The sequence below is a fragment of the Streptomyces sp. NPDC041129 genome, assembly GCF_055592265.1.
Genome location: NZ_JBVIYV010000001.1, coordinates 765,201 through 789,890, shown reverse-complemented (window position 1 = coordinate 789,890; position 24,690 = coordinate 765,201). Strand labels below are relative to the sequence as shown.

Below are 24,690 nucleotides of genomic sequence, written 5' to 3'. Positions count from 1 at the left end.
ACCGACGACCTGAGGTGCGGCATGGACGAGGAGGAACGGGCGGTGCGCGGCGGCTCCCCCGCGCCCGGCCGGGGCCGGGAACCGGGGACGGGCTGGAGCAGGCGCCGGTTCGTCGGGGCCGTGGCGGGCGCGGCCGCCGTGGTGGCGGTGCCCGTCACGGCGGCCGAGCCGTCCGGCACCGCTCCGCCGGCCGATCCGCCTGCGCGGCCCGGTGAGCGCCCGGCGGTCCGGCCGTCGCACGAGGCGGACCGCCCCCGTCCGCTGTACGTGGGCACCTACACCTCCGCGGAGGGCGGCGGCGCCGGCGTCGCGCTGACCGAGTACGACCCGGCGACCGGCCGGATCACCGGCACGGGGACGCTCACCGGCGTCCCCGATCCGTCGTATCTCGCGGTCCACCCGGACGGCCGCACCCTGTACGCGGTCGACGAGCGCCAGGACGGCGCGGTCACCGCCGTCCGCCTGGCCGACCGGAAGGTCCTGGGCACCCGGAGCACGGGCGGGGCGGCCCCCTGCCATCTCTCGGTGCACCCCGGCGGGCGCTGGCTGCTGAGCGCGAACTACCAGTCGGGCAGCGTCGCCGTGCACCCCATCGACGCATCGGGCGCGCTCGGCGAGCGCACCGATCTGGTCACCCACACCACCCCTGCGCCCGGCCCCGGTCAGCAGGGCCCGCACGCGCACCAGATCATCACCGCTCCGGACGGCGGCCATGTCCTCGCCGTCGACCTCGGTACGGACACCGTCTACAGCTACCGCCTCGACGAGGACCGGGGCACGCTCACCGAGGTGGCCCGGGCGCACACCCGGCCGGGCGCGGGCCCGCGCCATCTGACCTTCCACCCCGGCGGTCGCCACGCCTATGTGGCCAACGAGGTGGACGACACGGTCGCCGTCTGCGCCTACGACCCGGCCACCGGACGTCTGACGATCGGCGAGCCGCTGCCCACGGGCTCTTCAGGGGGCACCAACTACCCGGCGCAGTTCCTGGTGACCGCGAACGGTTCCTACGCGTTCCTCGCCAACCGCGGCCACGACAGCGTCGCGCGGTACGCCGTAGAGGACGCCGGAGCCCGGCTGCGGCTGCTCGGCACGGTCCCGGTGGGCGGGGACTTCCCGCGGCAGATCGCGTTCTCGCCGGACGGCCGGCTGCTGTTCGCGGCGAACCAGCGCTCCGGCACGGTCAGCGTGTTCCACGTGGACGCGGGAAGCGGCGGGCTGCGCCTGGCGGGTGAGCCGTTCGCGTCACCGGTCGCCGTCTGCGCGCTGCCACTGTAGGGCGCGGGGGCAGGAGGCGGCGCTCGCCCGGGCCAGCAGTGCGTGCATCCGCTCGGTGAGCTGGGAGACGTCGTCGGCGGGGGTGTGGAACGGCAGCCGTACGTCACCCTGGGTGCGGGCGCGTTCGATGCGCAGGGTGAGGCCGTGCCGGTCGACGGCGAGCGGCACCACGCGGGTCGCGGCGTGCAGGTTCTCGGGGTGCACGAGCCGGGTGAGCCGTTCGACGGCGTCCGGGTGGGCGTCGGCGAGGTGGGTCAGCAGCCGGGCCTCGGCGCCGGCGAGCGGGTCGGGCCGGGCGGCGGCGAACTCGCCGAGGTCGACGGGCACGGAACCGGACGGCTGCCACAGCACCACGCGGGTGGGCCGCAGGAGAAGTGAGCCGCCGACGGGGGTGAACCAGCCGGCCAGCCACAGCCGGGACCGGATCCGCCGCCGCACCGGTACGGGGGCCACGTCGGCGAACTCGACCACGGCGGTGGGCTCGCCGCGCGGGGCGCACAGCGCGGCCGCGACCAGTCCGCTGTCCTCGGGCACCTCCAGCAGTACTCCGCCGTCACCGGTCACGCGGTGCGCGCCCACGTACTCCTCGCGCGCGCCGTCCGCGGTCACCGCGCACGACCACGCCGCCGCGGCCACCGATCGCGCCCGCTGAGCCGCACCGGGTCCGGCCGCCCAGACCTGGGTGTCACCCATCCCTGCCTCCTTAGGTAAGCCTTGCCTAACCTATCGAAGATCGGGGTGCACGCCAACCACGCCGGCAGCCAGGGGGCTCGTCAGGCGATGACCCCCAGGAGCGCGCGGGCGCACAGGTCGCGGACCTCTTCCCGGTCCGGTTCACCGTCCCGCAGCCACTCCAGGCAGACGGCGGTGGTGAAGGCGAGCCAGCCGCGCACGGCGAGCCGCACCCCTGGGGCGCCCTCGAAGGCCGGCCCGAACTCCGGGTCCACCGCCAGGGCCGCCAGGATCTGCTGCTCCTGGGCGGCGAGGGCCCGCCGGTAGACGCGGCGCACGGCCTGGTCACCAGCCGCGTCGGCGCGGTGGAAGGCACGGAAGCCGTGCGCGTGCGCCTGGACGTAGGCGAGATAGGCGTCGAGGCTGGCGAGGAGCTGGTCGCGCACCGGCACCCCGGGCACGGCCGCCGTCATGCGCAGCATCCGCTCGCTCTCGCGCTCCACGACCGCGGCGAAGAAGTCCCGCTTGGTCGGGAAGTAGTGGTACAGCAGCCCGCGGGAGACTCCCGCGATCTCGGCGACCTGTTCGATCCAGACCTCGTCGTACGGGCTCTCCGAGAACAGCCTCGCCCCGACCGACAGCAACTGCTCACGGCGTTCCCCGGTGCTGAGTCTGCGCCGGGCGCGTTCCCCCTGGTTCGCGGGCATGCCGTCACTTTACTTGACGCCGGTTCAACAAGCGGACCACACTGGAACGCGTTATTGAACCCACGTACAACACGCGCGCGTCACAGGTTCAACCATCCGCTGGATCAAGGGAGATCGCGTCATGGCGGAGACGACGGAGACCGGGCTGCCCAAGGGGTTCCGGGGCGCGGAACAGGGCTGGCCCGAGCTGCACCGCATCCCGCATCCACCGCGCCGGCTGCCGCTGCTCGGCGATGTGCTCGGCGTCGACCGGCGCCGGCCGCTGCAGGACTCGATGCGCTTCGGCCGTGAGCTGGGCCCGGTCTTCCGCCGCCGGGTGTTCGGCAACGAGTTCGTGTTCCTGTGGGGAGCGCGGCTGGTCGCCGACCTCGCCGACGAGTCCCGGTTCGCCAAGCACGTCGGCCTCGGGGTGGCCAATCTCCGCCCGGTCGCCGGGGACGGCCTGTTCACGGCGTACAACCACGAGCCGAACTGGCAGTTGGCGCACGACGTGCTGGCGCCCGGCTTCAGCCGGGAGGCCATGGCGGGCTACCACTCGATGATGCTGGCGGTGGCCGCGCGGCTGACCGGCCACTGGGACCGGGAACTGGCGGCCGGCCGCACTGTGGACGTGCCCGGCGACATGACCAAGCTGACCCTGGAGACGATCGCGCGCACCGGGTTCGGCCACGACTTCGGCTCCTTCGAACGGGACCGGCCGCATCCGTTCGTCACCGCGATGGTCGGGACGCTCAGCTACGCGCAGCGCCTGAACAGCGTGCCCGTGCCGCTGGTGCCGCTGCTGCTGCGCGGCGCCGCCCGGCGCAACGCCGCCGACATCGCCCATCTGGACCGCACGGTCGACGAGGTCGTGGCGGCCCGGCGCCGCTCGGGCGGCGGCGAAGGGGACCTGCTGGACCGCATGCTGGACACCACGCACCCGCAGACCGGGGAGCGGCTGTCCGCCGAGAACGTGCGCAAGCAGGTGATCACGTTCCTGGTGGCCGGCCACGAGACCACCTCGGGCGCGCTGTCCTTCGCCCTGTACTACCTCGCCCGGCACCCGGAGGTCGCCGCCCGGGCCCGCGCCGAGGTGGACCGCGTCTGGGGCGACACCCCGGAACCGGGTTACGAGCAGGTCGCCAAGCTGCGCTACGTCCGTCGGGTGCTGGACGAGTCGCTGCGGCTGTGGCCGACCGCGCCCGCCTACGCCCGGGAGGCCCGGCAGGACACGGTGCTGGCCGGCGAGCATCCGATGCGGCGCGGAGCGTGGGGGCTGGTCCTGCTGCCGCTGCTGCACCGCGACCCCGAGGTGTGGGGCGAGGACGCCGAGCGGTTCGACCCGGACCGCTTCGAGGCGGGCGCCGTACGGGGCCGCGCCCCGCACACCTTCAAGCCGTTCGGCACCGGGGCGCGGGCCTGCATCGGCCGCCAGTTCGCGCTGCACGAGGCGACCCTCGTCCTCGGCCTGCTGCTGCGCCGCTACGACCTGCGGGCCGACCCCGCCTACCGTCTCCAGGTCACCGAGCGCCTGACGGTGATGCCGGAGGGACTGCGCCTGCGCCTGGAACGACGCCCCGCACCGGCGCCGGCACCGCTCCCCGTGCCCGCCGACGCCCCCGGCTCAGCCGCGCGCTGCCCGGTGGGCGGGGCGGGAGACTGACTCGGGCAGTCCCGCCGGTGCGGCTACGAGCCGCTCGCCGCACCGGTTGCGTCAACCGCCCGGCGACGACCCCCGCTCAGCCGTCCGCCGCCCAGTGTCCGGGGCGGTTGACCGTCTCCGGGAGCCTGGTGCCGGCGTTGCCGCGGGCCGCGTCGACCTGGGGCTGGGTGAGGAAGAAGGCGCCGGTGAGGTCGGCGTCGGTGAGGTCGGCGCCCCGGAGGTCGGCGCCGATCATGTCGGCCTCGCGCAGGTCGGCGCCGGTGAGGTCGGCCGCGATGAGGTAGGCGCCGCGCAGGCTGGCCCCGCGCAGGTCGGCGCCGCGCAGCCGGGCGCCGATGAGGTCGGCGCCCCGGCGGTCCTTGGTCCCGCGACTACCGCCCTTGCCGGCCTTACCGCCCTTACCGCTCCTGCCACCCGTGGCGTCCGCCCGCGCCAGCTCGCTGGCGCGCAGCAGCAGGACGTTGACCTCCTGCCGGTGGGCGGCCACGTCCAGCCCGGCCAGTTCCCCGGGGGTCCCCCGGGTCAGCAGTTCGGTCCGCTCCAGGGCCTCGCGCAGACCGGCGTGGACCGGCCGGGCGGCCTCCAGTCGCAGCGCCTCCGTCAAGTACCACAGCAGTTCGTGCAGTTGGCGGACGACGGGAAAGACCTCGAACATCCGGCGGGCCTGCTCCCGGGAGCCGGTACGCCAGTCCTGCCCGCCGAAGGTGAGCCGCGAGACCTTCTGTCCCGCGCCGAAGCAGTCGTAGACCGTGCAGCCGGTGAAGCCCTTCTCGCGCAGGCCGGCGTGGATGCCGCAGCGGTGGTCGTCCCGGAGGTTCGGGCAGGGCTTGCCCGCGGGCTTGTCGATCGCGAAGTCCGTGGAGGCGGCGAAGGGCAGGGCGACGCAGCACAGCCCGAAGCACTGGGCGCAGTCGCCGCGCAGGTCGGCGAGGTCGGCTGTCTGATCTTGCATGACGTCCAGCCTACTGACCCGCGGGACCGCAGAGCACACCGCCGAGCCCCGCGGCCCATGCGGCCGGTCCTCAGCCCCCAGCCCTCAGTCCCCCAGCGCGGGCAGGTCCAGCCGGGCCAGGCGCTCCGGGTCGGCGAGGATGTACATGCCGGTGATCCGTCCGTCGGCGACCGTGAACGCCGTGACCGAGACCGGCCGTCCCTCGGGGGCGGTGACCAGGCCCACCGCTCCGTTGACCAGCACCGGACGGGCGTACACGGCGAGGTGGGAGAACATCGAGGCCTGCTCGGCCACCGTACGGGCCCCGCTGACCGCCTTGGACGCGCCGGCGCCCCGGACCAGGACGCCCGCGTCGGCGCGCAGGGCCACGTCCGGGTGGAGCAGGGCGAGCAGCGCCTCGAAGTCACCGCCGCGGGTGGCGGCCAGCCAGGCGTCGACCACCTGCCGCTGCCGGCCGAGGTCGGGGTCGGCCGAGGTGCCGGCGCCCTGCACCCTGCGGCGGGCCCGGCTGGCGAGCTGCCGGGTGGCGGCCGGGGTGCGCTCGACGATCGCGGCGATGTCGTCGAAGGGCACGGCGAACATGTCGTGCAGGACGAACGCCAGCCGTTCGGCGGGCTCCAGCGTCTGGAGCACCACGAGGAGCGCCAGCCCGACCGAGTCGGCCTCCAGCACCTCCTTCTCGGGGTCGGTCGCGCCGAGGGGCCGGACCACCGGATCGGGGACGAACGAGTCGTCCATCGGCTCCTCGCGGCGCGCGGTGCGCGAGCGCAGCATGTCCAGGCATACCCGGCCCACCACGGTGGTCAGCCAGCCACCGAGGTTGCGGATCTCCTCCGCGTCACCGCGGCCGAGCCGCAGCCAGGTCTCCTGGACCGCGTCCTCCGCCTCGGTGAGCGAGCCGAGCATCCGGTAGGCCACCGCGCGCAGGTGCCCCCGGTGCTCCTCGAAGCGGTCGGCGAGCAGGTCGGTGCCGTTCATGGGGTCCCCGTTCGTTCGGTGTCGGCGGGGCGCCCGCACCGGCCCCGCCGTGGGCAGCGGCAGCGGCCCGGTGATCGTCGGCTCGCCCGTGGCCGCAGACTATGCCGCCCGGCCGTCGCCGCAACTCCTTTTACGGCGCGCCCCGTTGGCTCAGACCTCGTCGCGGGTCAGGGCGAGCAGCCGGTCCAGGACGCGGGGCGACCCGGCGCGCAGGCCGTCGTGCTCGTACTCGTCGGTCACCCAGGTCCGCAGCCCACGCACGGCGCGGGCCGTCTGCAGGGAGTGGGCCGTGTCCACGTACATGTCGTCGTGGTAGACCGCCGCGGCGACCGGGACCTCGTTGGCGGCGAGGCGGGCCGGGTCGTACAGGGGCTGCCAGTCGGTGCGGGCGGCGAGCAGTTCGGCGGTCTCGCGCAGCGGGCGCAGGGCCGGGTCGGCATCGAACATCCAGGGGTGCACTGTCTCGCCGGTGAACAGCACCGGGGCGTCACCGGCGATCGCCTTGGCCGCGTCGAACTGCGGGAACTCGGCACGGACCCGCTCGGCGGCCCATGCCGTGGGGCGGGCGTCCTGGCCGTAGATGGACTCGTGGACGAGCGCGTACAGCGGGTGTCCCGCGTACGACAGCAGGCCGCGCACCTGCTCCTGGAAGGCGTCGGACAGCTCCGGGCCGCCGGGAGCGCGGACGAACGCGTCCTCCAGCAGGAAGTGCAGCCGGTGGCTGCCGTCGCTCGCCCCGAGCATCAGGCCCAGGGACTGGAACGCCTCCACGGTGAGACGGTGGCCGCCGGGCAGGACGACGTCGTGGGTGAGGAGGTGGTCGGCGATGCGCCGGGCCCGCTCGACGTCCTGCGGGTAGCGGGCGTAGTGCGCGGCGACCTTGCGTTCGACGCGCGGGTAGGCGGCCCGGTAGACGTCGTCGGCGTGGGCGTCGAGGGAGGGCAGGCCGCCGGTGATGACGGCGGTGTTCAGGCCCTCCGGGGCGAGGGAGAGGTACGACACCGTGCAGAAGCCGCCGAAGCTCTGGCCCAGCACGGTCCAGGGGGCGCCGCCCGTCACCCGGGGACGGATGGCCTCGCAGTCGCGGACGATGGAGTCGGCGCGGAAGTGCGTGAGGTAGTCGGCCTGCTCGGCGGGACCGCCGCGCAGCGGGAGGGTCTGCCGGGTGGCGGGCGTGGAGCTGCCGGTGCCGCGCTGGTCCAGGAGGAGGACGCGGTAGTCCTTCAGGGCGCGGTCGAGCCAGGCCTGCCGTCCGACGAAACGATTCGCCCCGAAGCCGGGGCCGCCCTGCAGGTACAGCAGCCAGGGCAGGTCCTGCCCCGCCTTGTCGCCGGCGACCGCCTCACGGGCGTACAGCTCGATGGTCTCGCCGCCCGGCCGGGCGTGGTCGAGGGGCACGGTGAAGCGGCGGTCGGTGAGGACGACACCGGGCTGGCGGTAGCTGGAAGTCAACGGATCTCCCGGGACGGACGGCGCGGACGCGCCCCAGTTCAGCACACCGGCGGCCGGGCCCACCCACCCGGGATCACGGATTTTTACTGAACTTCCGGTCAGCGGGCGGCGAGGCTGGAGCGGCGCACCACCAGCTCGGGCTGCAGCACCACCCGCCGGTGCTCGTGCCGGCCGGCGCCGCCCTCGGTGCCGGCCTCCGTCTCCTCCAGCAGCAGCTCCGCGGCGAGGGCGCCCATGGTGACGGCCGGTTGCCGTACGGAGGTCAGCGGTACGGCGGCGGCAGCGGCGAACTCGATGTCGTCGTACCCGACGATCGCCAGGTCGTCGGGTACGACGACGCCGGCCGCGTAGAGGGCCTGGAGCACGCCGAGGGCGAGCAGGTCGTTGGCGCAGAAGACGGCGGTGGGCCGGTCGGCGAGGCCCAGCAGCCGGGCGCCCGCGTCCCGGCCGGCGGCCACGTCCAGGCGCTCGGTGGGCAGCTCGCGCAGGGCGTCGGGGCCGAGCCCGGCCTCGGCCAGGGCGTTCAGGGCGCCGGTGCGGCGGTCGCGCACCTGGTTCAGACCGGGCGGACCGCTGACGTAGGCGATCGAACGGTGACCGGCGTCCACCAGGTGCCGGACCGCCAGGGCGCCGCCCGCCACGTCGTCCACGGAGACCGAGCACTCGGTGGTGCCCTCGGCGACCCGGTCGACCAGCACGAAGGGGATGCCGTGCCGGCGGAAGGCCGCGATGTTGCGGCCGGTGGCGTCGGCCGGGGTGAGCAGCACCCCGCGTACCCGCTGCTCGGCGAAGAGCGACAGGTACTCCGCCTCCTCGGCCGCGTTCTGCGCGCTGTTGCAGACCATCACGCCGAGCCCGGCGTCCCGGGCCGCCCGCTCGGCACCGCGGGCCACGTCCACGAAGAAGGGGTTGCCCATGTCCAGGACCAGCAGGCCCATGATCCGGCTGCGGCCGGCGCGCAACTGCCGGGCCGACTCGCTGCGGACGTAGCCGAGCCGGTCGATCGCGGACAGCACCCGCGCCCGGGTCTCGCCGGCGACGGTCTCCGGGCGGTTGATGACGTTCGAGACCGTGCCCACCGAGACTCCGGCGGCGCGGGCGACGTCCTTGATACCCACCGACTGGGCCATCGGGCTTCGGACCTCCAGGGGACGAGGGGCGGCGGGGGAAGGCGCGCACGGGCAACCACGGACGCTCGCTCAGGGGCGGACGCGCGCCCGGCGGCGGAAGGGCCCTCACATTACCGTCATGACCGGCATCACGGCCCCGTCCGGGCGGTCGGCGGGAAGTCCGCGACGTACGGCGGGAAGGGGTCATGGCAGGTGGAACACCTCCGTGAGCGGCGTCATCGCCTCGTCGGGCCGGGCACCGTCCAGCGCTTCGAAGAACGGCGCCATCTCCGCCTGCCAGCGGGCGTTGACGCCGGTGGCCTCCATGCCGGCCCGGGCGGCGGCGAGGTCCTCGGTCTCCAGATAGCCGACGAGCAGGCCGTCCTCGCGCAGGAACAGCGAGTAGTTGTGCCAGCCGGTCGCCCGGAGCGCGTCGAGCATCTCCGGCCAGACGGCGGAGTGCCGCTCGCGGTACTCGTCGAGACGGTCCGCCCTGACCTTCAGCAGGAAGCACACGCGTCGCATCAACGCCCCCTCGTCCGTCAGAAGTCGAACCGGTCGATGTTCTTCGCGTCGAACACGGTCGGCTTGCCCAGGTTGATCACGCCGTCCTTGCCGATGGTGTACGACGTGCCGCCCGCCTCGAAGGTCTCGCCCTCCTTGCCGGTGATCTGCCCGGAGGCCAGGGCGACGGCGGTACGGGCCGCCAGGTCGCCGAGCTTCGCCGGGTCCCACAGCTCGAAGCCGTCGACGGTGCCGTTCTTCACGTACTTGCGCATGTCGTTGGGGGTGCCGAGGCCGGTCAGCTTCACCTTGCCCTTGTACTTGGAGCCGGACAGGTACTGGGCGGCGGCCTTGATGCCGACGGTGGTCGGGGAGATGATCCCCTTCAGGTCCGGGTGCTCCTGGAGCAGGCCCTGGGTCTGCTGGAAGGACGCCTGCGCGTCGTCGTTGCCGTAGGCGATCTTGACGAGCTTGACGTTCTTGTACTTGGGGTCCTTCAGTTCGTCCTTCATGTAGCCGATCCAGGTGTTCTGGTTCGTCGCGGTCTGCGCCGCGGACAGGATCGCTATCTCGCCCTTGTAGCCGATCTGTTCGGCGAGGAGCTGGACCTCGGTGCGGCCGAGGTCCTCGGCGGACGCCTGGGAGACGAAGGCGTTGCGGCAGCCCGGGTCGGTGTCGGAGTCGTAGGTGACGACCTTGATGCCATTGGTCATCGCCTGCTTGAGCGCGGTGCACAGGGCGCCCGGGTCCTGCGCGGAGACGGCCATCGCGTTCACCCGCTGCTGGGTGAGGGTGTTGACGTAGCTCACCTGCCCGGAGGTGTCGGTGGCGCTGGAGGGCCCCACCTCCTTGTACTTCTCGCCCAGTTCGGCGAGGGCCTTCTCGCCGCCCTTGTCGGCGGTGGTGAAGTACGGGTTGTTCACCTGCTTGGGCAGGAAGCCGACGGTCAGTCCCTTCTTGGTGGCCGCCTTCGGATCGGCCTTGCCGGCGGAGGTGGCCGGACCGCCGTCGTTCTTGACGTCGTTCTTGGTGGTGCCGCCGCAGGCGGTGGCGGCGAGCGCGAGGGAGGTGACGGCGGCGAGGGCCACGCAGGTGCGGCGCAGGGTGGACTGGCGCATGGTCGGGTTCCTTTACGAGGGGTGAGTGGCGGGGAGTCACGACGTCGGTGCCGAGGCGGCTCTGCGGCCCAGCCGGGCGACGGTGACCCGGCGTGCGACCCGGGGTCCGAGCACGGAGACGACGAGCAGCACGCCGGTGACGACGATCTGCGACTGCGCGGAGACGTTCAGCAGGCTCATCACGTTCTGCAGCGCGCCCAGCAGGAACACCCCGGCGATCGCGCCGCCGAGCGTGCCCCTGCCGCCGTCGAAGTCGATGCCGCCGAGCAGCACGGCCGCGACGACGGAGAGTTCGAGACCGGTGGCGTTGTCGTAGCGGGCGCTGGCGTAGTGCAGGGCCCAGAACACGCCGGTGAGGGCGGACATGAACCCGGTGGCGACGAACAGGACCAGCTTGGCCCGCTTGACCCGGATGCCGGCGAACCGCGCCGCCTCCTCACTGGCTCCGACCGCGAACAGCGACCGGCCGAACGGGGTGGCGTGCAGGACGACGACGGCAATGGCCAGCAGCACCAGGAAGGGCGGGAAGGCCTGCGGCAGGAAGGTACCGCCGAGCCGCCCGGCGGCGAAGTCGAGGTACTGACCGGGGAAGTCGGTCACCGCGTCCGAGCCGAGCACGATCTGCGCGATGCCCCGGTAGGCGGCGAGCGTGCCGATGGTGACGGCGAGGGACGGCAGCCCCAGCCTGGTCACCAGCAGGCCGTTCACCAGGCCGCACACGACGCCCAGCAGCAGGCACAGCGGGATGATCGTCTCGATGGCCATGCCCTGGTTCCACAGTCTTCCCATCACGGCGCCGGACAGCCCGGCCGTGGAGGCGACCGAAAGGTCGATCTCGCCGGAGACCACGAGCAGGGTCATGGGCAGGGCGATCAGCGCGATGGGCAGCGTGTTGCCGATGAGGAAGGACAGGTTGAGGGCGTTGCCGAAGCCGTCCACGAAACCGAACGACAGCAGCAGCAGGACGATCAGGAGGGCGCCGACGACGGTGTCCCAGCGGACGGCGCGGCTCAGCGACTCAGGCACCGGCTTTCTCCTTCGTCAGGGGGGCCTTGCTCAGGGCCGACTTCTTCTTCAGGGCGGCGGCCACCCGCAGCGCGACGACGCGGTCGAGCGCGATGGCGAGCAGCAGCAGGACGCCGTTGATCGCGAGCACCCACACGGAGCTGACGCCGAGGGCGGGGAGCACACTGTTGACGGAGGTGAGCAGCAGTCCGCCCAGGGCGGCGCCGTAGACGCTGCCGGAGCCTCCGGTGAAGGCGACGCCGCCGACGACGACGGCGCTGACGACGGTGAGTTCGTAGCCGTTGCCGGTGCCGGAGTCGACATTGCCGAACCGGGCCAGATAGAGGGCGCCGGCGAGCCCGGCGAGGGCGCCGCAGACGGTGTAGGCGGCCAGGATGCGCTTGCGCACGGGGATGCCGGCCAGCCGGGCGGCCTCCGGGTTGGAGCCGAGCGCGTACAGTTCCCGTCCGCTGCCGAAGTGCTTGAGGCAGTAGGCGGTGGCGGCCGGCACGGCGAGCGCGATGAGGGCGAGCCACGGGACGGCGGAGACGCCGCCGGAGCCGAAGTCCACGAATCCGCCGGGGAGATCGGCCGCCGTGATCTGCCGGGAGCCGACCCAGATGGAGTCGATGCCCCGGATGATGTACAGGGTGCCGAGGGTGACGACCAGCGCGGGCACCTGGCCGAGGCTGACGAGCAGACCGTTCAGCAGCCCGCAGCCGATGCCGAGCAGCACGGCGAGGAGCAGCGCGACGGCCGCGTTCCCGCCGCCGTGCAGAAAGGTGCCGGCGGCGAAGGCGCTGATGCCGAGGGTGGAGCCGACCGACAGGTCGACGTTGCGGGTGATGACGACCAGGGACTGGCCGGTGGCGACGAGCACCAGGATCGTGGCGTTGAGCAGCAGGTCCTTGATGCCCTGCTCGGAGAGGAACTCGCTGTTGCCTGCCTGGGTGACGGCGATCATCACCAGGAAGACGGCCAGGATGGCGAGTTCGCGCATCTTGAAGACCCGGTCCACCAGCCGGGTGCCGCTGGACCTCGGCACCTCGGTGAGCGGCGTCTCGTTCGGGGCGGTCACCGTCATGCGGCGGCCCTCCTGGTGACGGTCGAGGTCATGGCGGCGGCCCTTTCTGCGGCTCTCATGCGGCGGCCCTTCCGGTGGCGGCGGCCATCACCGTCTCCTCGGTGGCCGCGGAGCGCGGGATCTCCGCGGTGATGCGGCCCTCGTGCATGACGAGCACCCGGTCGGCCATGCCCAGGATCTCGGGCAGGTCGGAGGAGATCATCAGGACGGCGACGCCCTCGGCCGCCAGTTCGCCGAGCAGCCGGTGCACCTCGGCCTTGGTGCCGACGTCGATCCCGCGCGTCGGCTCGTCCACGATCAGCACCTTCGGGCCGGTGGCCAGCCACTTGGCGAGAACGACCTTCTGCTGGTTGCCGCCGGAGAGGGTGGAGACGGCGTCGGCGATCCGGGCGTACTTCACCTGGAGCCGTACCGCCCAGTCGAGGGAGCGGCTGCGTTCGGCGCCGCGGTCCATCAGGCCGGCCTTCACGGTCGTGCGCAGGCCGGTGAGCCCGATGTTGCGTGCGATGGACATCTCCATCACCAGACCCTGGGCGCGCCGGTCCTCGGGAACCAGCGCGAGTCCGGCGGCCATCGCGGTGGAGGGCGCCCCCCGGGTGAGCCTGCGGCCCTCGACCTCCACCTCGCCGGCGTCCCACCGGTCGACACCGAACACGGCGCGGGCCACCTCGGTGCGGCCGGCGCCGACGAGCCCCGCGAGACCGACGATCTCACCGCGCCGTACCTCGAAGGAGACGTCGGTGAAGGCGCCCTCCCGGGTCAGCCGGCGGACGCTCAGGGCGACTTCGCCGGGCGTGACGTCCTGTTTCGGGTACAGCTCGTCCAGGTCGCGGCCGACCATCCGGCGCACCAGGTCGTCCTCGGTCATGCCGTCGAGGGGCTCGCTGGCGATCCAGGCGCCGTCCCGCAGCGTGGTCACCCGGCGGCAGATCCGGAAGATCTCCTCCAGCCGGTGGGAGATGAACAGCACGGCGGCCCCCTGCTCGCGCAGGGTGCGGACGACGCCGAAGAGCCGGGCGACCTCGCTGCCGGTCAGGGCGGCCGTCGGCTCGTCCATGATCAGGGCCCGGGCGTCGAAGGAGAGCGCCTTGGCGATCTCCACGATCTGCTGGTCGGCGATGGACAGTCCGCGGGCGGGGCGGTCCGGGTCGAGCTCGACGCCGAGCCGCTTCATCAGGGCGGCGGTCGCCGCGTGCGTGGCCTTGTGGTCGATCCGGCCGAGGGCCCGGCGGGGCTGCCGGCCCATGAAGATGTTCTCGGCGATCGACAGGTCGGGGAAGAGCGTGGGCTCCTGGTAGATCACGGCGATCCCGGCATCACGGGCGTCGCCGGGGCCGTGGAAGACGACGGGCTCGCCGTCGAGCAGCACCTGCCCGGAGTCGGGGCGGTGCACCCCGGCGAGCGTCTTGATGAGGGTCGACTTGCCCGCGCCGTTCTCGCCGGCGAGGGCGTGCACCTCGCCGGGGAGCAGCTCCAGGGAGACGCCTCGCAGGGCGCGTACGGCACCGAAGGACTTGGAGACGTCCCGCAGGGCCAGCACCGGGGTCGTTCCCGGGTCAGGCGGGTGGGTCATGGGGGCTCCTCGACGACACCGGCGGCACCGCCCCTCGGCGTCGTGAAAGGTTTCAACTGGATTGCCGGGACGTTAGGCATCCCGGGCATGTCACGTCAATGGGTCCGTGTCGAAAAACTTTCGATAGCCGAAGGTCACGGAGGAGTCATGGAAACGGTGTCGACCGGAGTGCTTGACACCCCATCGAGCGGCTCATAGCTTGCCGTTCTGAATCGTTTCACATGCTCAGCGGTTTCACCCGACACTCCAGGAGCCCCGAAGTGACCGACCTCGCCGCGGTGAAGGCCGCCCTCAGGACCCAGGCCGTCGAGACGCCGTCGTGGGCGTACGGGAACTCGGGGACCCGTTTCAAGGTGTTCGCGCAGCCGGGCGTACCGCGCTCGCCCTGGGAGAAACTGGCGGACGCCGCGAAGGTCCACGAGTTCACCGGGGTCGCGCCGACGGTCGCGCTGCACATCCCGTGGGACACGGTCGAGGACTACGCGGCGCTGGCCGGGTTCGCCGAGGAACGCGGGGTGCGGCTCGGCGCGATCAACTCCAACACCTTCCAGGACGACGACTACAGACTGGGCAGCGTCTGCCACCCGGACGCGAAGGTGCGCCGCAAGGCGGTGGACCACCTGCTGCGGTGCGTCGACATCATGGACGCCACCGGCTCCCGGGACCTGAAGCTGTGGTTCGCGGACGGCACCAACTACCCCGGCCAGGACGACGTACGGGCCCGGCAGGACCGGCTGGCCGAAGGGCTGGCGGAGGTGTACGCCCGGCTCGGGGACGGGCAGCGGATGCTGCTGGAGTACAAGTTCTTCGAGCCGGCCTTCTACACGACGGACGTGCCGGACTGGGGCACGGCCTACGCGCACTGCCTGAAGCTGGGACCGAAGGCACAGGTGGTGGTCGACACCGGGCACCACGCGCCGGGCACCAACATCGAGTTCATCGTCGCCACGCTGCTGCGGGAGGAGAGGCTCGGCGGGTTCGACTTCAACTCGCGCTTCTACGCCGACGACGACCTCATGGTCGGGGCGGCGGACCCGTTCCAGCTCTTCCGCATCATGTACGAGGTGGTACGCGGGGACGGGTTCACCTCCGACGTGGCGTTCATGCTCGACCAGTGCCACAACATCGAGGCGAAGATCCCGGCCATCATCCGCTCCGTGATGAACGTCCAGGAGGCCACGGCCAAGGCGCTGCTGGTCGACCGAACGGCGCTGGCCGCGGCACAGGCCTCCGGTGACGTCCTGGGCGCCAACGCCGTACTGATGGACGCCTACAACACCGACGTCCGGCCGCTGCTCCGCGAGGTGCGCGAGGAGACGGGGCTGGACGGCGACCCGGTCTCCGCGTACGCCCGGTCCGGGTGGGCGGAGCGGATCGTCGCCGAACGGGTGGGTGGCGAGCAGGCGGGGTGGGGTGCCTGAGGGCCTGTCGCGACCGTTCCGCCCCCGTCCATCCTCTTCCACAGAAGGACCGAGATCCATGGCAACGCATCCCGAAGCCGCCGCTCTCCTCGCCCGCTCCCATCGGCTGGGCGCCGACCCCCGCAACACCAACTACGCCGGCGGAAACGCCTCCGCCAAGGGAACCGGCACCGACCCCGTCACCGGCGGTGACGTGCAGCTGATGTGGGTGAAGGGCTCCGGCGGCGACCTCGGCACGCTCACCGAAGCCGGGCTCGCCGTGCTGCGGCTGGACCGGCTGCGCGCCCTCGCCGACGTCTACCCGGGTGTCGGGCGCGAGGACGAGATGGTCGCCGCGTTCGACTACTGCCTGCACGGCAAGGGCGGGGCGGCTCCCTCCATCGACACCGCCATGCACGGCCTGGTCGACGCCCCGCACGTGGACCACCTGCACCCCGACTCCGGTATCGCCCTGGCCTGCGCGGCCGACGGGGAGAAGCTGACCGCCGAGTGCTTCGGCGACTCCGTGGCCTGGGTGCCGTGGCGGCGGCCCGGGTTCCAGCTCGGGCTGGACATCGCGGCCGTCAAGGCGGCCAACCCGCGGGCGATCGGATGCGTGCTCGGCGGGCACGGCATCACCGCCTGGGGCGGCAGCGCCGAGGAGTGCGAGCGCAACTCGCTGCACATCATCCGCACCGCCGAGGCCTTCCTCGCGAAGAAGGGCAGGGCCGAACCCTTCGGGCCCGTCATCGCGGGCCACGAGGCGCTGCCCGAGGGCGAGCGGCGGGCGCGGGCCGCCGCGCTCGCGCCGTACGTACGGGCCATCGCCTCCCAGGACCGGCCGCAGGTCGGCCACTTCGCCGACCCGGACGTCGTGCTGGACTTCGTCTCCCGCGCCGAGCACCCGCGGCTGGCCGCCCTGGGCACCTCCTGCCCGGACCACTTCCTGCGCACGAAGGTACGGCCGCTCGTCCTCGACCTGCCCCCGTCGGCGCCGCTCCAGGAGGCGGTCGACCGGCTGCGTGAGCTGCACGCCGCCTACCGCGAGGAGTACGCCGCCTACTACGAGCGGCACGCCCTGCCCGACTCCCCCGCCATGCGCGGCGCCGACCCGGCGATCGTGCTGGTCCCCGGGGTGGGCATGTTCAGCTTCGGCAGGGACAAGCAGACCGCCCGGGTCGCGGGCGAGTTCTACGTCAACGCGATCAACGTGATGCGGGGCGCCGAGGCGGTGTCCACGTACGCGCCGATCGAGGAGTCGGAGAAGTTCCACATCGAGTACTGGGCGCTGGAGGAGGCCAAGCTCCGGCGGATGCCGAAGCCGAAGCCGCTGGCCACCCGGGTGGCCCTGGTGACGGGGGCCGGCAGCGGGATCGGCCGGGCCGTCGCGCACCGCCTGGCCGCCGAGGGCGCCTGTGTGGTCGTGGCCGACCTGAACGCGGGGAGCGCCGCCGCCGTCGCCGGCGAACTGGGCGGCGCCGACCGGGCCGTCGCCGTGACCGTCGACGTCACCTCCGAGGAGCGGATCGCCGAGGCCTTCGAGGCCGCCGTGCTCGCCTTCGGCGGGGTCGACCTCGTGGTGAACAACGCCGGCATCTCCATCTCCAAGCCGCTGCTGGAGACCACGGCCAGGGACTGGGACCTGCAGCACGACATCATGGCCCGCGGCTCCTTCCTCGTCTCCCGGGAGGCCGCGCGCGTGATGACCGCGCAGGGGCTGGGCGGCGACATCGTGTACATCGCGTCGAAGAACGCCGTCTTCGCCGGCCCCCACAACATCGCCTACTCCGCCACCAAGGCAGACCAGGCCCATCAGGTCCGGCTGCTGGCGGCCGAGCTGGGCGAGCACGGTATCCGCGTCAACGGGGTCAACCCGGACGGCGTGGTCCGCGGGTCCGGCATCTTCGCCGGCGGCTGGGGCGCCCAGCGGGCCGCGGTGTACGGCGTACCGGAGGAGGAGCTGGGCGAGTTCTACGCCCGGCGCACCCTCCTGAAGCGGGAGGTGCTGCCGGAGCACGTGGCGAACGCGGTGTTCGCCCTCACCGGTGGGGAGCTCACCCACACCACCGGACTGCACATCCCGGTCGACGCGGGTGTGGCGGCCGCCTTCCTGCGATGAGCGGCGGTGCGCGGTCGTACGCGGCCGTCGATCTCGGCGCCTCCAGCGGGCGGGTGATGGTCGGACGGGTCGGGCCCGACTCGCTGGAGCTGACCGAGGCACACCGGTTCCCCAACCGGCCGGTGCGGTTCCCGGAGGGCCTTCGCTGGGACGTGCCGGCGCTGTACGCCGGTGTGCTGGACGGGCTGCGGGCCGCGGGACGGGTCGATTCCGTCGGCATCGACGGCTGGGCCGTCGACTACGGCCTGCTGGACGCGGACGGTGCCCTGCTGGGCAATCCGGTGCACTACCGCGACGCCCGCACCGACGGCGTCGCGGAGCAGGTGTGGGCGACCGTGCCGGCCGCCGATCTGTACGCGGCGACCGGCTTGCAGTACGCGCCCTTCAACACCCTGTACCAGCTCACCGCCGCCCGCTCGACCGTCCAGTTCGCCCAGGCCGCACGTCTGTTGCTGATCCCCGACCTGCTGACGTACTGGCTCACCGGCGAGCAGGGCACCGAGCTGACCAACGCCTCCACCACCCAGCTCATCGATCCGCGCACCCGCGACTGGGCGTACGGCGTCGCCCAGCGGCTGGGCATCGGCCTCGGGCTGTTCGCGCCGCTGCGGCGGCCCGGTGACCCGGCGGGGGTGCTGCGCCCGGAGGTGCTGGCGGAGACCGGGCTCACCGGGCCGGTGCCGGTCACCGCGGTCGCCTCGCACGACACGGCGTCGGCGGTGGCCGCGGTGCCGGCGGTGGACGGGAGTTTCGCCTACATCTGCACCGGCACCTGGTCGCTGGCCGGTCTCGAACTCGACGCGCCCGTGCTCACCGAGGAGAGCCGGGCCGCCAACTTCACCAACGAGCTGGGGCTCGACGGCACCGTGCGCTATCTGCGCAACATCATGGGGCTGTGGCTGCTCCAGGAGTGCGTACGCGCCTGGGGCGAGCCGCATCTGGCGCCGCTGCTGCGCGAGGCGGCCGCGGTGCCCGCCCTGCGGTCGGTGGTGGACGCCGGGGACGAGGCGTTCCTGGCGCCGGGCGGGATGCCGGAGCGGATCGCCGAAGCATGCCGGGCCTCGGGGCAGCCGGTGCCCGGGACCCGGGCCGAGGTGACGCGCTGCATCCTCGACTCGCTGGCCCTCGCCCACCGGCGGGCCGTCGAGGACGCGCAGCGGCTCGCCGACCATCCGGTCGACATCGTGTACGTGGTCGGCGGCGGCACCCGCAACGCGCTGCTGTGCCAGCTCACCGCCGACGCCTGCGGCCTGCCGGTGGTAGCGGGCGCGACGGAGGCCGCGGCCCTCGGCAACGTGCTGGTGCAGGCCCGCACCCACGGGCTGGCCGGCGACCTCGCCGGGATGCGCCGGCTGCTCGTCCGCACCCAGCCGCTGACCCGCTACACACCACGCGGCGGCACCGCCCGCTGGCGGGAGGCGGCGGCGCGGCTCGCCACGCGGTGAGCCGCGCCCTCCGCCCGGCGGATTCCGCCGATTACCCTGCAAACGTCCGACGACCGACGCCGAGGAGCCGCGATGCGTGTCGCCCTGTTCCTGACCTGTGTCAACGACACGCTCTATCCGGACACCGGGCGGGCGGTGGTGAGACTGCTGACCAGACTGGGGGTCGAGGTCGACTTCCCGATGGCGCAGACGTGCTGCGGGCAGGCGCACTACAACACCGGCTACCGGCACGAGGCGGAGCCGCTGGCCCGGCACTTCGCCGAGGTCTTCGGCAAGTACGAGGCGATCGTGACACCGTCCGGGTCCTGCGCGGCGATGGTCCGGGAGCTGTATCCGCGCATGGGTGAGCGGGCGCGGGCCGAGGGACGGGGCGAGACGCTGGCCACGGTGCTCGCACCGGTGGTGCCGAGGACGTACGAGCTGACGGAGTTCCTGGTGGACGTGCTGGGGGTGACGGATGTCGGCGCCTACTACCCGCACCGGGTGACGTACCACCCCACCTGCCACGGACTGCGCGCCCTGGGTCTCGGCGACCGGCCCCGGCGGCTGCTGAACGCCGTGAAGGGGCTGGAACTGGTGGAGCTGCCGGGGGCCGAGGAGTGCTGCGGGTTCGGCGGCACGTTCGCGGTGAAGAACGCCGAGGTGTCGGCGGCGATGGGCGCGGACAAGGTGCGCAGCGCCGAGTCGACGGGCGCGGAGGTGCTGTGCGCGGCCGACAACTCCTGTCTGATGCACCTCGGCGGCACGATGAGCCGGCTGCGGACGGAGATGCGGCCGGTGCACCTCGCCGAGATCCTGGCGAGCACGGAGGAGGAGCCGGCCGCATGAGCGGAACGTATCTGGGCATGCCGGCCTTCCCCGAGGCCGCGCGCGAGGCCCTCGGCAACCCCACCCTGCGCGACAATCTGCGCCACGCCACCCACACCATCCGGGCCAAGCGGGCCAAGGCGGTCGCCGAGGTGTCCGACTGGGCGGAGCTGCGGGAGGCGGGCCGGCGGATCAAGGACCACACGCTGCGCCATCTCGACCGCTTTCTCGTCCAGTTGGAGGAGGCGGTGACCGCGGCGGGCGGTACGGTCCACTGGGCCGCCGACGCCGACGAGGCCAACCGGATCGTCACCGAACTGGTCAGGGCCACCGGCGAGTCGGAGGTGGTCAAGGTCAAGTCGATGGCCACGCAGGAGATCGGGCTCAACGAGGCCCTCGAGGCCGAGGGGATCCGCGCCTACGAGACCGATCTCGCCGAGCTGATCGTGCAGTTGGGCAAGGACCGGCCCTCGCACATCCTGGTCCCGGCCATCCACCGCAACCGGGGCGAGATCCGGGACATCTTCCGCGCCGAGATGGCCGAGTGGGGCAGACCCGCCCCCGACGGCCTGAGCGACTCCCCCGCCGAACTCGCCGAGGCCGCCCGGCTGCATCTGCGGGAGAAGTTCCTGCGGGCGAAGGTCGGCGTCTCCGGCGCCAACTTCATGGTCGCCGAGACCGGCACGCTGGTGGTCGTGGAGTCCGAGGGCAACGGGCGGATGTGCCTGACCCTGCCCGAGACGCTGATCTCGGTCGTCGGCATCGAGAAGATCGTGCCGACCTGGCGGGACCTGGAGGTCTTCCTGCAGACGCTGCCCCGCTCCTCGACGGCCGAGCGGATGAACCCGTACACGTCGATGTGGACCGGCACCACCGGCGAGGACGGCCCCGAGGCCTTCCATCTGGTCCTGCTCGACAACGGCCGCAGCGACACCCTCGCCGACGAGGTCGGCCGGCAGGCGCTGCGCTGCATCCGCTGCTCGGCCTGCCTGAACGTGTGCCCCGTGTACGAGCGGGCGGGCGGCCACGCCTACGGCTCGGTGTACCCGGGGCCCATCGGCGCCATCCTCAGCCCCCAACTGCGCGGCACCGGCAGCGAGATCGACGCCTCGCTGCCGTATGCGTCCTCGCTGTGCGGGGCCTGCTACGAGGTGTGCCCGGTCGCCATCGACATCCCGGAGGTGCTGGTGCATCTGCGGGAGCGGGTCGCGCAGGGCGGCCAGGCGGTCCGGGCGGGCAACAAGGTGGTGCTGAAACCGGCCCGGGGTCACGCCGCCGAGCGGGCGGCGATGCGGGCCGCGCGCTGGGCGTTCTCGCATCCGGGCGCGCTGCGCGCCGGGCAGCGGCTCGCCTCCCGCACCCGCCGGCTGCATCCGCGCACACTGCCGGGTCCGGGCCGGGCGTGGAGCGGGACCCGGGATCTGCCGGCCGTCCCGGCGGAGCCCTTCCGGGACTGGTGGCAGCGTACGAACGGCGGGAAGGACAAGGCGAAGTGAGCAGCAGCGAACGGATCCTGGGCCGGGTGCGGCGGGCGCTCGCGGACCTGCCCGCGGACGAGCGGCCGTACGAGGAGGCGGTGGCGCGGGACTATCTGCGCGAGCACGGCGACCGTACAGCCGGGCAGACCGTCGAGCTGCTGGCCGAAAACCTGGCGGACTACCGGGCGGTCGTGCACCGCACGGACGCCGGGGACCTGCCGGATCTGCTCATGCGGCTGCTCGCCGCACGCGGGTCCGAGCGGGTGCTCGTGCCGCCGGGGCTGCCTCCCGGCTGGCTGGCGGCAGCCGGCCCCACCCGCGTCCACGACCGGGCCGCGAGCACGGCGCGTGAACTCGACCGGGTGGACAGCGTGGTCACCGGCTGCGCGGTCGCGATCGCCGAGACCGGCACCCTCGTCCTGGACGGCTCCCCCGACCAGGGCCGGCGCCGCGTCACCCTGATCCCCGACCACCACATCTGCGTGGTGCGCGTCCCGGACCAGGTGGTCGCCTCCGTCCCGCAGGCCCTCGGGCGGCTGGACCCCGCCCGTCCGCTGACCTGGATCTCCGGCCCGTCCGCGACCAGTGACATCGAACTCGACCGGGTGGAGGGGGTGCACGGGCCGCGCACCCTGGAAGTGGTGCTGATGAGCGGGGAGTGACCGGCGGCGGAGCCGGGATCTCCACCATGGGAGTCCCGGACTGCGCATAGGGTGGAGCCGGTAAGCCCGCCACCGTGAGAGGTCTGTGATGCCCGAGCTCCCCTCGGACCCCGCCGTCGCGCAGTTCGGCCCCCAGGGGCTGCGCCGCATCAGCCTGCCCGCCTCGTACGGAACCGTGCCGGCCTCGGCCCGCGCCCACCTCGCGCAGGTCGGTGTGCCGCTGCACGTCGGCCCGTACTTCATCGCCGCGGACGACACCGACGGGCCCACCCTCGGGATGTTCACGGGCCACCGCGGCGTCGCCCTGCAGGGCGAATGGGCGGAGTGGGTGCGCATCGGCACCGACCGGCTGGCGAACCTGTGTGTCCGCACCGACGGCTCGGTACAGGCCCTCTTCCTCGGTCGCGGCGAGGCCGCCCTGTTCGTCAACTCGGACGTGGCCGCCTTCACGCACTGCGCCGCCGCCCTGGACCGTGCCCTCCCGGTGATCGCCGCCTCCGACGGACTCCAGTCCGCCGCCGAGGCCTTCGCCGCGCTGGTCCGGGAGATCCGGCAGATCGACCCGGAGGCCGTGGCCGACCGGGAGAACTGGTGGTCGCGGGTGCTCGACGACGTCCGCCACACCCTCAACTTCCCCTTCTCGTCGGCCTTCGAGTACGTCGACGAGGACGGCACGAAGAAGATCGTCACCGCCCAGACCGGCCCCGGCCGCCCGCACCCCGAGGAGCAGCTGTGGCAGCAGCTCGCCTCCGCCGGGGTGGAGCCCGAGCAGGTCCGCCGCGTCTACTGCGAACTCGAACCGTGCATGATGCCGGGCCACTACTGCGCAGCCTGGCTCCAGGCCGTTCTCCCGCACGCCGAGTTCACGCACAGCTTCGACTACGGCGACACCGCGGAGTCCCGCGAGGAAGGGCTCAAGGAACTCATCACCCACGCCGCGAAGCAGGCCGGTCAGTGACCCGCCGCCCGGGTGCCGCGGCGACGGGGGCGGGTTCATGACCGCCGATCCCGCCCCGCGCTGGTCCCGGCCCGCTTCCGGGCGGGAGCCCGCCGCGGCCGCCCTGCTCTCCTGGCTCGGCGACCCCCACGCCCCCGGCCTCGCCGTGATCACCGGGGCCGAGGGCAGCGGCAAGTCGCGGCTCCTCGCCTGGCTGATCGGCCACGGCACCCGGCCCGGCACCGTCGGCGAACGCCGTGTCCACGGCTTCGTGCCGCTGCCCGGCCAGACCGCGACCACGACCGCCTGGATGCTCGGCGAACAGCTGTCGATCGCCGCCCGCTCCCCGGGTGACCTGCTGGCCGCGCTCGCCGCCGACGGGCGCCGCACCGTCATCGCGCTGCCCGAACTGCACTCCGCGGAACAGCCCGGCTCCCTCGTCGATCTCGCCCTGGCTCTCGCCTCGTTGGAGCACGTCCGGGTGCTTGTCGAGGTCCGCTCCGGTACGGAATGGGCGCAGGCGCTCACCGCCGGACCCTGCGCCCGCATGGACCTGGACGAGCCCCGCTGGACCGACGAGACCCGCCGGGAGTCCTGGGAGGCGGCCCACCCCGTCGGCCCGCCCGGGCTCGCGGAGCAGGACCCGGAGCCTGAGGAACCGTTCGACCTGGACGATCCCGCCTCGGTCTGCGCCGCCGACCCCTGGAGCGTGACCACCGCGTACGAACGCTCCGAGGAGAGCCACGGCGGACTGCGCGCCGCCTGGCTGCGGGCCGGTGCCTCCCTGACCCGCGAGCAGCCGGCCGCCGAACGCGCCCTGGTCCTCCTCGCCGCCCTCGGTGACGCAGGTGATCCGCGGCTGCCCGGCATCCTCGGCTCCCTTGCCCGGGACGCCTCCTGGACCCTCGTCTGGCACCGGGTGCGCGGCGACGTCACCCCGCCGTGGCCCGGCCCGGTCCGCTCCCTGGCGGCCGGCACCGGCCCCCTGGCCGGGCAGCTCGTCGTCGCCGACCACCAGGGCACCGTGCGCGTCCTCGACGCGGAGAGCGCCCGTTCCACCGGACGCCTCCCGCACTCCGCGCCCGGCGTCCGCGCCGTCGCCGAGCACGGCGACGGCACCGTCAGCGTCCTCGACGAGCACGGCCTCCTGCACAGCGAGCGCGCCGCCGAGTCCTCGGGGCCCAAGGGGCTTGCCGCCCTCCTCGACGACGGCCTCTCCGCGCAGGGGCGACTGCTCGACGCCGTACAGGAGTACACACGGCGTCAGCGGGAGCCGGTCACCGCGCTGACCGGCGCCGGGGACCGGGTCGTCCTCGGTGACGCGGCCGGAACCGTGCACGTGGTGGCCGTCGGCGCCGAGCCGCGTACCTGCGCTCTGCACCGGGGGCGGGTCACCGCGGTCGCCGCAACCGCCCTGCCCGTCTCCGCGGTCGGCGACACCGTCGTCCTGCTGTACACGGGCGGCGCCGACGGCACCGTACGCGCATGGGCCCCCCACACCGACCCCATGCCCGAGCCGGTGGCCGCCCGCGGCTGCGCCGTCAACGCGGTGGCGGTGGCGGTGGCCGACGCCGGTCTCGTCCTCGCGATCGCCTGGGCCGACGGCCTCGTCGAACACCGGGTCCTGGACGACGACCGGCTGCGCACCTTCCGCCCCGGGAGCCAGGCCAACGCCCTTGCCTTCACGGCCGACGGGGACCTGGTGGTGGGGACGGACGAGGCACTCGTGCGGATGCGAGGTCGGTGACGGCCAGCACCCGCCCGTTGC

At 73.3% G+C, this 24,690-nt stretch carries 21 protein-coding genes; 10 read left to right on the top strand and 11 right to left on the bottom strand.

Going from position 1 to position 24,690, the window contains the following annotated elements:
- Positions 1-21: 21 nt before the first annotated feature.
- Entirely contained in the window at positions 22-1,278 is a 1,257-nt protein-coding gene (locus ACZ6B1_RS03455) for a lactonase family protein (RefSeq protein ID WP_468774543.1), read from the top strand.
- On the opposite strand, the gene ACZ6B1_RS03450 is transcribed toward ACZ6B1_RS03455, so the two are convergent.
- Together ACZ6B1_RS03450 and ACZ6B1_RS03445 are read right to left on the bottom strand one after the other, a co-directional pair.
- Positions 1,246-1,971: a DUF2470 domain-containing protein gene (locus ACZ6B1_RS03450; protein WP_468774541.1), complete on the bottom strand. Its 726-nt coding sequence runs from the start codon at positions 1,969-1,971 to the stop codon at positions 1,246-1,248. The genes ACZ6B1_RS03455 and ACZ6B1_RS03450 overlap by 33 nt on opposite strands.
- Before the next feature lie 80 nt (positions 1,972-2,051).
- On the bottom strand, positions 2,052-2,657 hold the full coding sequence (locus tag ACZ6B1_RS03445; RefSeq protein WP_468774539.1) for a TetR/AcrR family transcriptional regulator: 606 nt from the start codon (positions 2,655-2,657) through the stop codon (positions 2,052-2,054).
- A gap of 121 nt (positions 2,658-2,778) precedes the next feature.
- Here ACZ6B1_RS03445 and ACZ6B1_RS03440 point away from each other — a divergent pair, with 121 nt between their 5' ends.
- A complete protein-coding gene (locus ACZ6B1_RS03440) occupies positions 2,779-4,299 on the top strand; it encodes a cytochrome P450 (protein ID WP_468774537.1) in 1,521 nt (506 codons plus the stop codon).
- 76 nt (positions 4,300-4,375) lie between these two features.
- Here ACZ6B1_RS03440 and ACZ6B1_RS03435 read toward each other — a convergent pair whose 3' ends face one another.
- The 9 genes from ACZ6B1_RS03435 to ACZ6B1_RS03395 all read right to left on the bottom strand — a co-directional run bounded on the left by ACZ6B1_RS03435 (position 4,376) and on the right by ACZ6B1_RS03395 (position 14,074).
- The gene (locus ACZ6B1_RS03435; RefSeq protein WP_468774536.1) at positions 4,376-5,251 is read right to left on the bottom strand and encodes a pentapeptide repeat-containing protein; all 876 of its coding nucleotides are present in this window, start codon (positions 5,249-5,251) and stop codon (positions 4,376-4,378) included.
- Positions 5,252-5,335: 84 nt separating this feature from the next.
- Positions 5,336-6,229, bottom strand: coding sequence for an RNA polymerase sigma factor SigJ (gene sigJ / locus ACZ6B1_RS03430; RefSeq protein WP_468774534.1), 894 nt, complete (start codon positions 6,227-6,229; stop codon positions 5,336-5,338).
- Between the two features lie 150 nt (positions 6,230-6,379).
- Positions 6,380-7,681: an alpha/beta fold hydrolase gene (locus ACZ6B1_RS03425; RefSeq protein ID WP_468774533.1), complete on the bottom strand. Its 1,302-nt coding sequence runs from the start codon at positions 7,679-7,681 to the stop codon at positions 6,380-6,382.
- 98 nt (positions 7,682-7,779) lie between these two features.
- Positions 7,780-8,811, bottom strand: a complete 1,032-nt coding sequence (locus ACZ6B1_RS03420) for a LacI family DNA-binding transcriptional regulator (protein ID WP_468774532.1) — start codon at positions 8,809-8,811, stop codon at positions 7,780-7,782.
- A gap of 183 nt (positions 8,812-8,994) precedes the next feature.
- Entirely contained in the window at positions 8,995-9,315 is a 321-nt protein-coding gene (locus ACZ6B1_RS03415; protein WP_468774530.1) for an L-rhamnose mutarotase, read from the bottom strand.
- Positions 9,316-9,332: 17 nt separating this feature from the next.
- Positions 9,333-10,412, bottom strand: coding sequence for a rhamnose ABC transporter substrate-binding protein (gene rhaS, locus ACZ6B1_RS03410; RefSeq protein WP_468774528.1), 1,080 nt, complete (start codon positions 10,410-10,412; stop codon positions 9,333-9,335).
- 36 nt (positions 10,413-10,448) lie between these two features.
- A complete protein-coding gene (locus ACZ6B1_RS03405; RefSeq protein WP_468774527.1) occupies positions 10,449-11,438 on the bottom strand; it encodes an ABC transporter permease in 990 nt (329 codons plus the stop codon).
- Positions 11,431-12,501 (bottom strand): ABC transporter permease, encoded by a 1,071-nt coding sequence (locus ACZ6B1_RS03400; RefSeq protein ID WP_468774525.1) that lies wholly within the window; start codon positions 12,499-12,501, stop codon positions 11,431-11,433. Before ACZ6B1_RS03400 ends, ACZ6B1_RS03405 begins: the two co-directional genes overlap by 8 nt.
- A 55-nt stretch (positions 12,502-12,556) precedes the next feature.
- A complete protein-coding gene (locus ACZ6B1_RS03395; protein ID WP_468774523.1) occupies positions 12,557-14,074 on the bottom strand; it encodes a sugar ABC transporter ATP-binding protein in 1,518 nt (505 codons plus the stop codon).
- Between the two features lie 260 nt (positions 14,075-14,334).
- Here ACZ6B1_RS03395 and rhaI point away from each other — a divergent pair, with 260 nt between their 5' ends.
- From rhaI to ACZ6B1_RS03355, 8 genes are all read left to right on the top strand, one after another.
- Positions 14,335-15,495 carry an L-rhamnose isomerase gene (gene rhaI, locus ACZ6B1_RS03390; RefSeq protein ID WP_468774522.1) on the top strand — a complete coding sequence of 387 codons (1,161 nt, stop codon included), beginning with the start codon at positions 14,335-14,337 and terminating at the stop codon, positions 15,493-15,495.
- Positions 15,496-15,553: 58 nt separating this feature from the next.
- Positions 15,554-17,593 (top strand): bifunctional aldolase/short-chain dehydrogenase, encoded by a 2,040-nt coding sequence (locus ACZ6B1_RS03385; protein WP_468774520.1) that lies wholly within the window; start codon positions 15,554-15,556, stop codon positions 17,591-17,593.
- Positions 17,590-19,038: a rhamnulokinase gene (locus ACZ6B1_RS03380; protein ID WP_468774519.1), complete on the top strand. Its 1,449-nt coding sequence runs from the start codon at positions 17,590-17,592 to the stop codon at positions 19,036-19,038. The genes ACZ6B1_RS03385 and ACZ6B1_RS03380 overlap by 4 nt, the downstream gene beginning before the upstream one ends.
- A gap of 72 nt (positions 19,039-19,110) precedes the next feature.
- Positions 19,111-19,866, top strand: a complete 756-nt coding sequence (locus tag ACZ6B1_RS03375; RefSeq protein ID WP_468774517.1) for a (Fe-S)-binding protein — start codon at positions 19,111-19,113, stop codon at positions 19,864-19,866.
- Positions 19,863-21,341 (top strand): LutB/LldF family L-lactate oxidation iron-sulfur protein, encoded by a 1,479-nt coding sequence (locus ACZ6B1_RS03370; protein ID WP_468774515.1) that lies wholly within the window; start codon positions 19,863-19,865, stop codon positions 21,339-21,341. Before ACZ6B1_RS03375 ends, ACZ6B1_RS03370 begins: the two co-directional genes overlap by 4 nt.
- Entirely contained in the window at positions 21,338-21,985 is a 648-nt protein-coding gene (locus ACZ6B1_RS03365) for a LutC/YkgG family protein (protein WP_468774513.1), read from the top strand. The genes ACZ6B1_RS03370 and ACZ6B1_RS03365 overlap by 4 nt, the downstream gene beginning before the upstream one ends.
- 88 nt (positions 21,986-22,073) lie before the next feature.
- Positions 22,074-22,943 carry a nucleic acid/nucleotide deaminase domain-containing protein gene (locus ACZ6B1_RS03360; protein WP_468774511.1) on the top strand — a complete coding sequence of 290 codons (870 nt, stop codon included), beginning with the start codon at positions 22,074-22,076 and terminating at the stop codon, positions 22,941-22,943.
- 37 nt (positions 22,944-22,980) lie between these two features.
- Entirely contained in the window at positions 22,981-24,669 is a 1,689-nt protein-coding gene (locus ACZ6B1_RS03355; RefSeq protein WP_468774509.1) for a hypothetical protein, read from the top strand.
- The last annotated feature ends 21 nt before the right edge of the window (positions 24,670-24,690 follow it).